This is a genomic window from Kitasatospora sp. NPDC114501 (assembly GCF_055633695.1).
The window spans coordinates 275,323-288,913 of the sequence record NZ_JBVKDS010000010.1; the positions used below are offsets into that span (position 1 = coordinate 275,323).

10 protein-coding genes are annotated in these 13,591 nt (G+C 72.2%); 1 reads left to right on the plus strand and 9 read right to left on the minus strand.

Features of this window, described 5'->3' with window-relative positions; all coding sequences use genetic code 11:
- The first annotated feature begins 355 nt into the window (after positions 1–355).
- On the plus strand, positions 356–1,681 hold the full coding sequence (locus tag ACZ7RU_RS20755; protein WP_470342388.1) for a hypothetical protein: 1,326 nt from the start codon (positions 356–358) through the stop codon (positions 1,679–1,681).
- A 93-nt stretch (positions 1,682–1,774) separates the two neighbouring features.
- Here ACZ7RU_RS20755 and ACZ7RU_RS20760 read toward each other — a convergent pair whose 3' ends face one another.
- The 9 genes from ACZ7RU_RS20760 to ACZ7RU_RS20800 form a co-directional block, all read right to left on the minus strand.
- Positions 1,775–2,653: a CDP-alcohol phosphatidyltransferase family protein gene (locus ACZ7RU_RS20760; protein WP_401111221.1), complete on the minus strand. Its 879-nt coding sequence runs from the start codon at positions 2,651–2,653 to the stop codon at positions 1,775–1,777.
- Positions 2,640–3,332 carry a phosphatidylserine decarboxylase gene (locus tag ACZ7RU_RS20765; RefSeq protein ID WP_049655656.1) on the minus strand — a complete coding sequence of 231 codons (693 nt, stop codon included), beginning with the start codon at positions 3,330–3,332 and terminating at the stop codon, positions 2,640–2,642. Before ACZ7RU_RS20765 ends, ACZ7RU_RS20760 begins: the two co-directional genes overlap by 14 nt.
- A 489-nt stretch (positions 3,333–3,821) precedes the next feature.
- Positions 3,822–5,024 (minus strand): acyl-CoA dehydrogenase family protein, encoded by a 1,203-nt coding sequence (locus tag ACZ7RU_RS20770; RefSeq protein ID WP_470342389.1) that lies wholly within the window; start codon positions 5,022–5,024, stop codon positions 3,822–3,824.
- Positions 5,025–5,196: 172 nt separating this feature from the next.
- On the minus strand, positions 5,197–5,700 hold the full coding sequence (locus tag ACZ7RU_RS20775; RefSeq protein ID WP_470342390.1) for a MaoC family dehydratase: 504 nt from the start codon (positions 5,698–5,700) through the stop codon (positions 5,197–5,199).
- Between the two features lie 2 nt (positions 5,701–5,702).
- Positions 5,703–6,665 (minus strand): HpcH/HpaI aldolase/citrate lyase family protein, encoded by a 963-nt coding sequence (locus tag ACZ7RU_RS20780; RefSeq protein ID WP_470342391.1) that lies wholly within the window; start codon positions 6,663–6,665, stop codon positions 5,703–5,705.
- 43 nt (positions 6,666–6,708) lie between these two features.
- On the minus strand, positions 6,709–8,739 hold the full coding sequence (locus tag ACZ7RU_RS20785) for a protein meaA (RefSeq protein WP_470342392.1): 2,031 nt from the start codon (positions 8,737–8,739) through the stop codon (positions 6,709–6,711).
- A gap of 10 nt (positions 8,740–8,749) precedes the next feature.
- Positions 8,750–10,087: a crotonyl-CoA carboxylase/reductase gene (gene ccrA, locus ACZ7RU_RS20790; RefSeq protein ID WP_470342393.1), complete on the minus strand. Its 1,338-nt coding sequence runs from the start codon at positions 10,085–10,087 to the stop codon at positions 8,750–8,752.
- Between the two features lie 369 nt (positions 10,088–10,456).
- A complete protein-coding gene (locus ACZ7RU_RS20795; protein WP_470342394.1) occupies positions 10,457–11,380 on the minus strand; it encodes a TetR family transcriptional regulator in 924 nt (307 codons plus the stop codon).
- 299 nt (positions 11,381–11,679) lie between these two features.
- Positions 11,680–13,455, minus strand: a complete 1,776-nt coding sequence (locus ACZ7RU_RS20800; RefSeq protein WP_470342395.1) for a 3-hydroxyacyl-CoA dehydrogenase family protein — start codon at positions 13,453–13,455, stop codon at positions 11,680–11,682.
- Positions 13,456–13,591: the final 136 nt, after the last annotated feature.

Sequence of the window (13,591 nt, forward strand, 5' to 3'; positions counted from 1 at the left end):
TCCCGGCAACCGGGGTGTGACGAGTGGCATGGCCAGGTCACACGTTTCCGGCCAGGCGGTTTGCCGTTGTTGCCCGATCTTGCGGAGGTGCCACCACCGGTCGCCCGGTCGTACGGACAACCGGATGTGACAGAAGGCCGGTGCAAGGGGAAGACTGCTCGACGTGACGTCTCGGAACCCGCGCGACCGTGATGCCCCGCTCCCGCCGACGATCGGTACCGGTGCGACGGTGACCCGTCTCCCCGGAACGGCCCAACGGCCCGCCGGTGGCAGGCCGGGCGGGGCGGGTGTCCCCCGGAACGGAGTACCCCGGCGACGAGGGCCCGCTCCGGCTCCCGGACGTGGCCGGGTCCCCGTGCCTGAGGGCTTCCCGGCACCCGCCGAGCTGGCGCCGCTGGCCCGCCGGATGCTGGTGGACGCCGTCCGGGTCGCCCGCTGGGCCGGCGAGCTGGCCGAGGTCGACAAGCGCGGCGAACTGCTCCCGGAGGACGCCCGTGCGGCGGGCCGGGCACTGGCCATGACGGTCGGCGCGGCCACCAAGGCCTGGGGACGGGCGCTGCTGGTGGGCCTGGTGGAGCCCCGGGACGGCGGAGCCGGCCCCGGCTGGCGCCTGCACGCCTGGGAGCACGACGATGAGGCCGTGGTGCGCGGCTGGTCGGCGCTGTTCGACGCCTGGACCCTGCTCGCCCCGGTGCCGCCCGCCGCGCTGCGCGGCGTGTTCGCCGTCCTGGCCGGGCAGGCCGTGGACCAGGCCCCGCAGCTGCTCTCCTTCCTGCACCTGGTGGACGGCCCGGTCGCCGAGAGCGAGCTGCTGGAGCTGCTGCGCCGCGGCCTGGACGAGCGCCGGGTCGGTACGGGCCTCGGCGGACCGGGCCTGTCGCCGGTGCCGCACGCGGCCTCGGCGGTCTCCGCCGTCCGCGGCACCTGCCGCGCGCCGCAGATCGACACCCCGGCCGCGCCCTCCGACGTGGCCGCCGTCCTGGACTGGATGCTGGACGGCCTGGCGGCCGTCGGCGCCCTGGAGCGCAGGAACGACGCCGCGGAGCTGTCGCCGCTCGGCCACTGGGCGGTGCGGGCGAAGCTGGAGGAGATCTGCACGGTCGCGCAGACCGCGGCCGGGCACATCGAGCAGAGCGCCTTCGAGCTGCTGAACGCCTGTGCGGACTACTCGCCCGGCCCGGCCCGCGCCGAGTTCCGGGCCTGGGTCGCGGCCCGGCCCGCGGACCGGGCGGTGGCCGAGCTGCTGGACGCCGCCCAGGGCGACGACGCGCTGGTGCGCGGGCTGGCCTTCGAGGCGCTGCGGGTGGCCGGCGGTCCGGCCGAGCAGGCGGTGCGCGCCGCCGTGGACGAGCCGGTGCTGCGCCCCTACGCGCTGCTCTGGTTGGCGGAGCGCGCGGACGAGGGCGTCTCCCCGGCGGACGTGCTCGGCGCGGAGGACGCGGCCTGGCTCTGGGTGGACACCGCGGCCGCGGTGCTCGACCACGGCGAGACCGAGCTGCTGGTGGGCCACGTCGAGGGCGCCTCGGCGGGCGACCCGGTCCGGCTGTTCGCCCGGGCCCGGCAGTCCGGTCACCCGCGGGCGGCCTCGGTGCTGACGGCGGTCTCGGGCGTGCACCCGGACCCGGCCGTGGCCCGGGCGGCCCGCCGCTCGGCGTTCAGCGTGCACACCGGCGGCGCCTGAGCCCGCCACCGCGGCACCCGACCGCGACGACGCACGGGGAAGGGCCCGGAACCTGGTGGTTCCGGGCCCTTCCCCGTGCGACGGCTTCGGGGATCAGCCGATCCGCGACTCCGCCCGCCGGGCGCGGACGTCGCCGACCTTCTGACCCACCTTGCGGCGGATGACCAGCAGCGGCGCCATCGCGGCGAGCGTGATCTGGGCGAACGCGCCGACGTGCATCAGGTTGTCGCCGCCGGGCAGACCGGTGGCCCAGGCGGCCAGGCAGCCGATGGAGACCACGATCCAGCAGAGCGTGGCGGTGGCCAGCAGCCCCTGCGGCTTGGGGTACTCGATCCGGCTGACCATCAGGTACGCGGCGCCGAAGATGGCGAGCAGACCCGGCAGGAACGGCGGGTCGAGCAGCACGATGGCGATCACCGTCATCGCGCCCATCGGGCAGGGCATGCCCTGGAACACCCCGGGCCGCATCTTGACGGCCGAGAAGCGGGCCAGCCGCAGGACCACCGCGAGCAGCACCGTGATGGCGATGAGCGCCGACAGCTTGCTGTTGGAGCCCTGGGAGACCATGCCCCAGACCGCGACGAAATAGGCCGGCGCGATGCCGAAGCTGATCAGGTCCGCCAGGTTGTCCAGTTCCGCACCGAGGGCGGAGGAGCGCAGCTTGCGCGCCACCAGGCCGTCGAAGAGGTCGCACATCGAGCCGATCAGCAGCAGCGTGACCGCCGTGGCGGCGCTGTGCCGGTCCGGCGCGGCGTCCGGGTTGGTGATGTGCGGGACGAGGACCCCGGTGGTGATCGAGTAGATCGCCAGGAAGCCGCAGACGGCGTTACCCAGGGTCAGGAAGTCGGCGGTGGACAGGTGCTGGGGAGAGCGCGGGGCGCGCAGCTCGCGGTCGCGCGCCCAGCGGCGGCGGCGCAGGGCCGTCTCCTCGTCGTCCAGGCCGACGATTGTCTCAGGATCAGTCACGGTCAAGGCGCGTCACCCCGGCTGTGGTCTTCTGGCCGACCTCGACGCCGACCTCGACGCCGGCCGGCAGGTAGGTGTCGACCCGGGACCCGAACCGGATCAGACCGATCCGGTCGCCCTGCTCGACCTTGGTTCCGGCGTCGACGTACGGCACGATGCGGCGGGCCACGGCCCCCGCGATCTGGACCATCTCGATGTCGCCGAGCTCGGTGTCGAAGTGCCAGACGACCCGCTCGTTCTGGTCGCTGTCCTTGTTGAACGCGGGGACGAAGCCGCCCGCGACGTGCTCGACCGACGTCACCGTGCCCGGCAGGGGCGCGCGGTTGACGTGGACGTTCAACGGGCTCATGAAGATCGCGACCCGGGTGCGGCCGTCCGGCCAGGCGTCGATGCTCTGCACCACGCCGTCGGCGGGGGAGATCACTCTGCCCGTGCCGATCTCACGCTCGGGGTCGCGGAAGAACCACAGCATGCCCGCGCCGAGCGCGCAGGCGGGAACCGCAGCCAGGGCCCACTTGCCGCTGCGCCGGGTGAGGGCGGTGGTCACGGCGGCCGTGGCGAGGGTGGGGACGAACCAGGGGGTGGCTCCGCGCGCGATGGTCACGCGGGGTCGCCGACCGGCCGTCGGGGCTGCGAGGGCATCGCGGTCCGTGACGGAGGTGTGAGGGGACGGGCTGATGGGCATCGAAGACCTTTGTCGCGGGGGATCATGGCCGCTGGACGGGGGCCACCGCGGGATCGGTAATAGAGGGACGGCTTGCTGTCCCGGTGGATGCTATCGGGAGCACACGGTGGGTGGGCAACCCGCCTGCTCGTTCATGTGTCCGGTGGCGGCGCGTGTGCGCATCCACTCCTACGACCGTAGCTCGGCCCGGTCCGGTTCCCAAGGGACCGGACAGGGCTGGTGACTCTTGTCTCAACGGGTGCGCCGACGGAACCCGGTGGGTGAAACATCCGTAGCGGCCGGAAGCGGGTGTGCGGAAGCGGCCGCAGGGCGCGTCGTTGCAGCTGTACGCCCTGCGGCCGCTTCCGGAGGGCCGTGCCGGACCGGGGCGGACCAGGCCCGGGCCCGTGACGGGGCACGGCGCTCCGCCGGGACGGGCCCGCACGCCCGTCGACCGGCGGTTCGAGGGGGCCGCCCGGCGACGTGGTCCGTCGGCGGGCGGCCCGGGGATCAGTCGGCGATCCGGTACTCCTCCAGGAGCCGGCGCCCGACGATCATCTTCTGGATCTCCGCAGTACCTTCACCGATGAGCAGCATCGGGGCCTCGCGGTAGAGGCGCTCGATCTCGTACTCCTTGGAGAAGCCGTAGCCGCCGTGGATGCGGAAGGCGTCCTCGACGACCTCCTTGCAGTACTCGGAGGCGAGGTACTTGGCCATGCCGGCCTCGAGGTCGTTGCGCTCGCCGCCGTCCTTCTTGCGGGCGGCCATCACCATCATCTGGTGGGCGGCCTCGACCTTGGTGGCCATCTCGGCGAGCTTGAACTGGATCGCCTGGTGCTCGGCGATCTTCTTGCCGAAGGTGGAGCGCTGCTGGGCGTAGGAGATGCCCAGCTCGAAGGCGCGGCGGGCGACGCCGCAGCCGCGGGCGGCGACGTTGACGCGGCCGACCTCGACGCCGTCCATCATCTGGTAGAAGCCGCGGCCGGGGACGCCGCCGAGGACGCGGTCGGCCGGGATGCGGACGTCCTGGAGCACCAGCTCGGTGGTGTCGACGCCCTTGTAGCCCATCTTCTCGATCTTGCCGGGCACGGTCAGGCCGGGAACCCTGGGGTTCGGCCCGAAACCGGCCTCCTTCTCGATCAGGAAGGTGGTCATGTTCTTGTACGGGGTGTCGCCGCCCTCGTCGGTCTTGCAGAGGACCGCGACCAGGGTGGAGGTGCCGCCGTTGGTGAGCCACATCTTCTGGCCGTTGAGGACGTAGAACTCCCCGTCCCTGACGCCCTTGGTGGAGATGGCCGAGACGTCGGAGCCCAGGCCCGGCTCGGACATCGAGAAGGCGCCGCGGATCTCGCCGGCCGCCATCCTGGGCAGGAAGTGGTCCTTCTGCTCCTGGGTGCCGTGGGCGTTGATCATGTGCGCCACGATGAAGTGGGTGTTCACGATGCCGGAGACCGACATCCAGCCGCGGGCGATCTCCTCGACCACCAGGGCGTAGGTGAGCAGCGACTCGCCGAGGCCGCCGTACTCCTCGGGGATGGTGAGGCCGAACAGGCCGAGCTGCTTCATGCCCTCGACGATGGCGGTCGGGTACTCGTCCTTGTGCTCCAGCTCGGTCGCGACCGGAATGATCTCCTTGTCGACGAAATCCCGCACGGTGGCGAGGATGTCCCGCTGGATCTCGGTGAGGCCGTCGGTCTGTGCGAGGCGTCCCATCGTGCGGCTCCGGAAGTCTGAAAGTGGCGGGGGGGGGGGATCTTCGGGGGCCCTGCCGGCGTGGCTGCGGCAGCAGGGCCCCCGACCGGGTGGGGGTCGGCCGATGACGGCGGCCTTCCCGTCCGGGGTCTGGAGGGGTCCCTATAAGAGGGGCCCCTGTAAAAGGGGAGGGTCAGGAGAGGGGGGTGGGGCGACCGGGCTGCTCGCCGCCGCGCTCCTCGATGTACGTCGCGGTCGGCACCATCACCTTGCGGCGGAAGACGCAGACGACCGTGCCGTCCTGCTTGTACCCCTTGGTCTCGACGTACACGATGCCGCGGTCGTCCTTGGACTTGGACGGCCACTTGTCGAGCACGGTGGTCTCGCCGTAGAGGGTGTCGCCGTGGAAGGTCGGCGCGACGTGGCGCAGCGACTCGATCTCCAGGTTGGCGATCGCCTTGCCGGAGACGTCCGGGACGGACATGCCGAGCAGCAGCGAGTAGATGTAGTTGCCCACCACGACGTTCCTGCCGAAGTCCGTGGTCTTCTCCGCATAGTTGGTGTCCATGTGGAGCGGGTGGTGGTTCATGGTGAGCAGGCAGAAGAGGTGGTCGTCGTACTCGGTGACCGTCTTGCCGGGCCAGTGCTTGTAGACCGCGCCGACCTCGAACTCCTCGTAGGTGCGTCCGAACTGCATGGTCACGCCTCCGGGATCTCGAACTTGGTGGTGCGCTGCATGCCCGCGGCCCGGCCCTTGCCGGCGACGACCAGGGCCATCTTGCGGCTGGCCTCGTCGATCATCTCGTCGCCGAGCATCGCGGAGCCCTTGGCGCCGCCCGCCTCGGAGGTGCAGTAGTCGTACGCGTCGAGGATCAGCTCGGCGTGGTCGTAGTCCTCCTGCGAGGGCGAGTAGATCTCGTTCGCGGCGGCGACCTGGTCCGGGTGGAGCACCCACTTGCCGTCGAAGCCGAGGGCGGCCGAGCGGCGGGCGACCTCGCGGTAGCCCTCCTGGTTGCGGATCTGGAGGTACGGGCCGTCGATCGCCTGGAGGTCGTTGGCGCGGGCGGCCATCAGGATGCGCATCAGGATGTAGTGGTAGGCATCGGCGTCGTAGCCGGGCGGCTGCTCGCCGACCACCAGCGACTTCATGTTGATGGAGGCCATGAAGTCGGCGGGGCCGAAGATGATGGTCTCCAGCCGGGGCGAGGCCTCGGCGATGGCGTCGACGTTGATCAGGCCCTTGGCGTTCTCGATCTGCGCCTCGATGCCGATCCTGCCGACCTCGAAGCCCATGGTCTTCTCGATCTGGGTGAGCAGCAGGTCGAGCGCCCTGACCTGCTCGGCGTCCTGCACCTTGGGCAGCATGATGCAGTCGAGGTTGGGGCCGGCGCCCTCGACGACGGTGATCACGTCGCGGTAGGTCCAGTGGGTGGTCCAGTCGTTGACGCGCACGACGCGGGTCTTGGAGCCCCAGTCGCCGTTGTTGAGCGCGTCGACGATGTTGTGGCGCGCGCTCTCCTTGACCAGCGGGGCGCAGGCGTCCTCCAGGTCGAGGAAGACCTGGTCGGCCGGGAGGCCCTGGGCCTTCTCCAGGAAGCGCGGGTTGCTGCCCGGTACGGCGAGGCAGGAGCGGCGCGGGCGCAGGCGGTTGACAGCAGTCATGAGGGTCTTTCGGTTCCTTCCCAGTGGTCAGCTGGTCAGCTGGTCAGTTCGTGGCCGCGGTCGGTGCGGGCGTCCACGGCTGGAGCTTGTTGGCCAGCCGGATCTCGTCCACGATCCGGCCGATGATGGTCGTGATCCCGAAGTCCTTCGGGGTGAACACGGCGGCGACGCCGGCGGCCCTGAGGGCCTCGCCGTCCGCTGCCGGGATGATGCCACCCACGATCACCGGGACATCCTCCACCCCGGCGCGGCGCAGCCGCTTCAGGACGTCGGGCACCAGCTCGCCGTGCGCGCCGGAGAGGATGGACAGGCCCACGCAGTGCACGTCCTCCGCGACGGCGGCGGAGACGATCTGCTCCGGGGTCAGCCGGATGCCCTGGTAGACCACCTCGAACCCGGCGTCGCGGGCCCGGACGGCGATCTGCTCGGCGCCGTTGGAGTGCCCGTCCAGGCCGGGCTTGCCGACCAGCAGGCGCAGCTTTCCGGCGCCCAGCTCCTCTGCGGTGGCGGCGACCGCGGCGCGGACCTGCTCCAGCTCGCCGCCGGGCTCGGCGGCCACCGCGACGGGGGCGCCGCCGACGCCGGTGGGCGCGCGGTACTCGCCGAAGACCTCGCGCAGGGCGAAGGCCCACTCGCCGGTGGTGACCCCGGCCCGGGCGCAGGCGAGGGTGGCCGGCATCAGGTTGGCCTCGGTGGCGGCGACGGTCTTGAGCTCGGACAGCGCCTGCTGGGCGGCGGCCTCGTCGCGCTCGGCGCGCCAGGCCTCCAGGGCGGCGAGCACGGACTGCTCGGAGGCCGGGTCGACCACCATGATCGCGGTGTCGAGGTCGGCCGTGAGCGGGCTCTCCTCGGTGGTGTCGAAGCAGTTGACGCCGACGATCCGGTCCTCGCCGGACTCGATCCGGGCCCGGCGGGCGGCGTGCGAGGCGACCAGGTTGGACTTCAGGTAGCCGGACTCGACGGCCGGGATCACCCCGCCCATCTCCAGCACCTTGTCGATCTCGGCCTCGGCACCGGCCAGCAGCTCGGCGGTCTTGGCCTCGATCACCTCGGAGCCGTTGAAGATGTCGCCGTACTCCAGCAGGTCCGACTCGTAGGCCAGCACCTGCTGGATGCGCAGCGACCACTGCTGGTCCCACGGCCTGGGCAGGCCGAGCGCCTCGTTCCAGGCGGGCAGCTGGACGGCCCGCGCGCGGGCGTCCTTGGAGAGGGTGACGGCCAGCATCTCCAGGACGATCCGCTGGACGTTGTTCTCCGGCTGGGCCTCGGTCAGGCCGAGCGAGTTGACCTGGACGCCGTACCGGAAGCGGCGCTGCTTGGGGTCGGTGACCCCGTAGCGCTCCAGGGTGACCTTCTCCCACAGCCGGGCGAAGGCGCGCATCTTGCACATCTCCTCGACGAAGCGCACGCCGGCGTTGACGAAGAAGGAGATCCGGGCGACCACCTCGCCCATCCGCTCGGCCGGCACCTGGCCGGAGTCGCGCACGGCGTCGAGCACCGAGATGGCGGTGCACATCGCGTAGGCGATCTCCTGGACGGGCGTCGCCCCGGCCTCCTGCAGGTGGTAGCTGCAGATGTTGATCGGGTTCCACTTGGGGATGCTGCCGACGGTGTAGGCGATCATGTCGGTGATCAGCCGCACCGACGGGCCGGGCGGGAAGACGTGCGTCCCGCGCGACAGGTACTCCTTGACGATGTCGTTCTGGGTGGTGCCGGTGAGCTTGGCGACGTCCGCGCCCTGCTCCTCGGCGACCACCTGGTAGAGCGCCAGCAGCCACATCGCGGTGGCGTTGATCGTCATGGAGGTGTTGGTCCGTTCGAGCGGGATGCCGTCGAACAGGGTGCGCATGTCGCCGACGTGGCCCACCGGGACGCCGACCCGGCCGACCTCGCCGCGGGCGAGGACGTGGTCGGAGTCGTAGCCGGTCTGGGTCGGCAGGTCGAAGGCGACGGACAGGCCGGTCTGGCCCTTCGCCAGGTTCCGCCGGTAGAGCGCGTTGGAGTCGCTCGCGGTGGAGTGGCCGGCGTAGGTGCGCATCAGCCAGGGCCGGTCGCGCTTCTGAGGCTCAGTCATCGGACCCGTCTCACACGTTGCGGAAGCGGTTGATCGCGGGCAGGTGCTTCGCCCGCAGCTCGTGGTCGGTGACGCCCAGGCCCTCCTCGGGGGCCAGGCAGAGCACGCCGACCTTGCCCTGGTGCTTGTTGTGGTGCACGTCCAGGGCGGCCTGGCCGGTCTCCTCCAGGGAGTAGACCTTGGACAGGGTCGGGTGGATCTTGCCCTTGGCGACCAGGCGGTTGGCCTCGAAGGCCTCGCGGTAGTTGGCGAAGTGCGAGCCGACGATCCGCTTGAGCGACATCCACAGGTACCGGTTGTCGTACTGGTGCATGTAGCCGGAGGTGGAGGCGCAGGTGACGATGGTGCCGCCCTTGCGGGTGACGTACACCGAGGCGCCGAAGGTCTCCCGGCCCGGGTGCTCGAAGACGATGTCGACGTCCTCGCCGCCGGTGAACTCGCGGATCTTCGAGCCCAGGCGCTTCCACTCGCGCGGGTCCTGGTTGTTCTCGTCCTTCCAGAACCGGTAGCCCTCGGCCGAGCGGTCGATGATCGCCTCGGCGCCCATGGCGCGGCAGATCTCGGCCTTCTGGTCGCTGGAGACCACGCAGATCGGGGTGGCGCCGCCGGCCAGCGCGTACTGGGTGGCGTACGAGCCGAGGCCGCCGCTGGCGCCCCAGATCAGCACGTTGTCGCCCTGCTTCATGCCGGCGCCGTTGCGCGAGACCAGCTGGCGGTAGGCGGTGGAGTTGACCAGGCCGGGGGAGGCGGCCTCCTCCCAGCTGAGGTGCTTCGGCTTGGGCAGCAGCTGGTTGGTCTTCACCAGGGCGATCTGGGCCAGGCCGCCGAAGTTGGTCTCGAAGCCCCAGATGCGCTGCTCCGGGTCCATCATCGTGTCGTTGTGGCCGTCCGGGGACTCCAGCTCGACCGAGAGGCAGTGGGCGACGACCTCGTCGCCGGGCTTCCAGGCGTTGACGCCGGCGCCGGTGCGCAGCACCACGCCCGCGAGGTCGGAGCCGAGGACGTGGTACGGCAGGTCGTGCCGCTTGGTGAGCGGCGACAGCCGGCCGTACCGCTCCAGGAAGCCGAAGGTGGAGACCGGCTCGAAGATCGAGCTCCAGACGGTGTTGTAGTTCACCGAGCTGGCCATCACGGCGACCAGGGCCTCGCCGGGGCCCAGTTCGGGCAGGGCCACCTCGTCGAGGTGGAGGGACTTCCGGGGGTCCTTGTCGCGGCTGTCGAGGCCCGCGAACATCTGCTCCTCGTCCTTGTGGAGCGTGACGGCCCGGTAGGACTCGGGGAGCTTGATCGCTGCGTAGTCCTCCGACGTGGCGTCGTTGCTGAGGATCGCGTCGAGGATTTCCTGCATGGCTGCCTCCGAAGGCGTACCTGTGTGAGGGTCACAGGGCGTCTGGGGGAGCCGGGAGCGGACACCGGCTTCGCTGAGGTGGGTGGTCGGGTGGGTCAGGCTGGGTGCCCGGGGTGGACCGGGCCTGCTGGCTCTGCTCCCGGGGTGTGGGAGCGCCGGACGACGGCGCGCCGAGGTGGGGAGCCGCGGCGCCGCGACTGGTGAGTAACAAGGTAGTGGCACCCTGTGCCACTCGTAAAGACACCGGGTGTCACGAATTCCGACGGCTTCCGGGGCCGTTCGACGCGCGTTGCGCGGGCATGCGGAAGGCCCGCGCCGGTTGCTCGGCACGGGCCCTCGATAATGCTCTGACCTGCGTAAACGATGCCCCTAGGACTCCCGGGCGCCACTCAGCGCGGCCCGGATGCTGTCCACTACGACCTCCAGCGGAGCGTCCGTCCGGGCGACTGTGATGAGCACCTCACCTCCGGGACTGGCACTCAGTGCGCTCTCCGCCCCGGTGTCCCCGGGGGTCCCGTTGGCACCCGGTGCCACCAGTGATCCCCGGCGTCTGGCACCCGGCGCGGTGGAGGCCCAGAAGGTCCGCCGGATCACCTCGAAGGAGTGGTCCAGCTGCGCCTCCACGTCGCCCCGGCCGCCGGCCCGCAGCCAGCGCCGCAGCACGTGGTTGTGCGCCGCGACCACCGCCGCCGCCGAGACCTCGGCCAGCATCGAGTCGTCCTCGCCGCCGCGCTGCCAGCCGGACGGGATGGACTCGCCGGTGTCGAAGCGCCCCAGCAGGTAGCGGGTGAACAGCCGCTCGTAACGGGCCACCACGGCGATCTCCCGCTCGCGCAGCGCCGGGACCTGACGGATCAGCTGGTACCGCGCGACCGACACCGCCGGGGTGGAGGCGTACATCCGCAGCACCTCCTTGATGCCGCGGCAGACCACGTCCAGCGGGTGCTCCTCCGGCTCGGCACTGGCCAGCAGGTCGGCCACCCGCACCAGGGTGTCGTCGTGGTCCGGGAAGATCGCCTCCTCCTTGGACCGGAAGTACCGGAAGAAGGTGCGCCGGGCCACCCCGGCGGCGGCCGCGATCTGGTCGACCGTGGTCTCCTCGTAGCCCTGCGAGGCGAACAGTTCCATCGCGGCCGTGGCCAGGTCCTGGCGCATCTGCTGGCGCTGCGCCGCCGCCCGGCGGCTGCCCGGCCCGGCCTCCGGCCCGGTGCCCCCGGCCGAGGGGGTGGTCCGGTCGGCGCCGCCGTGCGGCCCGGCGGGGTGCTGCGGGGAGGTTGACTGAACCCGATCCATGTCCGGAACGCTACACGGCCCGGACGGCGCGGCCGCGGCCCTTCCCCGCCGTACCGGCGCGACCGGGCCGGTGACGGCCGGGCGGGGCCAGCGGGAGGAGACCGTCCCGGGGCTCCAGCCGGGGCGCGTGGAGGCCGCGGAGGGCGCGGAGTCGTACGGCGGGGCGCCGTTCCCGGCGGCCGCGCCGCCGGGCGGCTGGGCCCCGGGCGCCGGCGCCCCGTACGGCTGCGCGGCGTGCGGTCCGGTCGGCGGGGGCCCGTACGGCGTCTCGTACCGGCCGCCCCCGGCCTGCGACGTGGTCACCGGCGCGCGTGGTCGCGGAAGCCGCGGCCGGTCTTGCGGCCCAGGCAGCCCGCCGCGACCAGGTGCTCCAGCAGCGGCGCGGCGGCCAGGCCGGGCTCGCGGAACTCCTGGTGCAGCACCTGCTCGATGGTCAGCGAGACGTCCAGGCCGACCACGTCCAGCAGCTCGAACGGGCCCATCGGGTAGCCGCAGCCGAGCTTCATCGCGGTGTCGATGTCGTCCACCGTCGCGTAGTGCTCCTGGAGCATCCGCACCGCGTCGTTCAGGTAGGGGAAGAGCAGCGCGTTGACGATGAAGCCGGCCCGGTCGCCGCACTCCACCGGGTGCTTGCGGACCTTGGCGGTCAGCTCCAGCACGGTCGCGGTGACGTCCGGCGCGGTCAGCACCGTGGAGACCACCTCGACCAGCTTCATCGCCGGGGCCGGGTTGAAGAAGTGCATGCCGATCACGTCCTGCGGCCGCGAGGTGGCGGTCGCGCAGCTGATCACCGGCAGCGAGGAGGTGGTGGTGGCGAGCACCGCGCCCGGCCTGACGATCTTGTCCAGGGTGGCGAACAGCTCCCGCTTGACCGCCAGGTCCTCGGCGACCGCCTCGACCACCAGGTCCACCTCGGCCAGCTCGGCGTACCGGCCGACCGGGGTGACCAGCGCCAGCGCGGCGTCCCGCGCCTTGGCGGACAGCCGGCCCTTGGCCACCGAGCGCTCCAGCGACTTCGCCAGCTGCGCCTTGGCCCGCTCGGCCTTCTCCTGGCTGCGGGCGGCCAGCAGCACCGGGTGCCCCGCCTTGGCGAACACCTCGGCGATGCCGGTGGCCATCGTCCCCGAGCCGCAGACGCCGACGGTGCGCACCTCCCGGCCCGGCACCCGGGGCAGGGCCGGCCCGGTGGCCGCGTCCACGGCCCGGGAGGAGCCCGGCGCCTCGTAGGTGTAGAAGCCGCGGCCGGTCTTGCGGCCCAGCAGCCCGGCCGCGACCAGCTGGCCGAGGATCGGGGCGGGGGCGTGCAGCCGGTCCCGGGACTGCTCGTACATCGCCTCCAGCACGGTGCGGGCGGTGTCGACGCCGATCAGGTCGAGCAGCGCCAGCGGGCCCATCGGCAGGCCGCAGCCGAGCCGCATCGCGGCGTCGATGTCCTCCCGCGAGGCGTACTTGGACTCGTACATCGCGGCGGCCTGGTTCAGGTAGGCGAACAGCAGGCCGTTGACCACGAAGCCGGCCCGGTCGCCGGCCGCCACCGGCTCCTTGCCGAGGTCCCGGGCGAAGGCGGCGGCGTCCTCGGCGGTCCGCGGCGAGGTCAGCACCGTGCGGACCACCTCGACCAGCTTCATGCTGTGCACCGGGTTGAAGAAGTGCAGGCCGAGCACCCGGTCCGGGCGGGCGGTCGCGGCGGCGATCCGGGTCACCGAGAGCGCGGTGGTGCCGGTGGCCAGCACGGTGGTCTCCGGGCAGAGCCGGTCCAGCTCGGCGAAGACCTCCCGCTTCAGCTCCAGCTGCTCGGGCACCTCCTCGATCACCAGGTCCGCGTCGGCGGCGGCCGCCAGCTCGTGGCCGACCGAGAGCCGGGCCAGCAGCCCGGCGCGCTCCTCGGCGGTCAGCCGCTCCCGGTCCACGGCGTGCGCGGTGGCCTCCTCGATCCGGGCCAGCGCCCGGGCGGCCGAGTCCTCGGTGGCCTCGATGCCGATCACCCGGCGGCCGCTCTTGGCGACCGCCACCGCGACGCCGGCACCCATCGTGCCGAGGCCGACGACGGCGACAGTGGGGAAGGGACGCTCCATCTGTCCTGACTCCTAGTCATGAAGGGCCCGCGCGTGCTCCGGCGGGCACGCCGCCGCGCCCGTACGCCGGGGGCGGCCGCCGCCGGAGGAGGGTCCACGCGCGGGGGCTGGGGAGATGACGGGTGCCGGCGCATCG

Bases quoted from the DNA above. Each gene is read 5' to 3' on its own strand.
- ACZ7RU_RS20765 (WP_049655656.1), bottom strand. From the start codon at position 3,332: ATGCCCATCAGCCCGTCCCCTCACACCTCCGTCACGGACCGCGATGCC.
- ACZ7RU_RS20770 (WP_470342389.1), bottom strand. From the start codon at position 5,024: ATGGGACGCCTCGCACAGACCGACGGCCTCACCGAGATCCAGCGGGAC.
- ACZ7RU_RS20775 (WP_470342390.1), bottom strand. From the start codon at position 5,700: ATGCAGTTCGGACGCACCTACGAGGAGTTCGAGGTCGGCGCGGTCTAC.
- ACZ7RU_RS20780 (WP_470342391.1), bottom strand. From the start codon at position 6,665: ATGACTGCTGTCAACCGCCTGCGCCCGCGCCGCTCCTGCCTCGCCGTA.
- ACZ7RU_RS20785 (WP_470342392.1), bottom strand. From the start codon at position 8,739: ATGACTGAGCCTCAGAAGCGCGACCGGCCCTGGCTGATGCGCACCTAC.
- ccrA (WP_470342393.1), bottom strand. From the start codon at position 10,087: ATGCAGGAAATCCTCGACGCGATCCTCAGCAACGACGCCACGTCGGAG.
- ACZ7RU_RS20795 (WP_470342394.1), bottom strand. From the start codon at position 11,380: ATGGATCGGGTTCAGTCAACCTCCCCGCAGCACCCCGCCGGGCCGCAC.
- ACZ7RU_RS20800 (WP_470342395.1), bottom strand. From the start codon at position 13,455: ATGGAGCGTCCCTTCCCCACTGTCGCCGTCGTCGGCCTCGGCACGATG.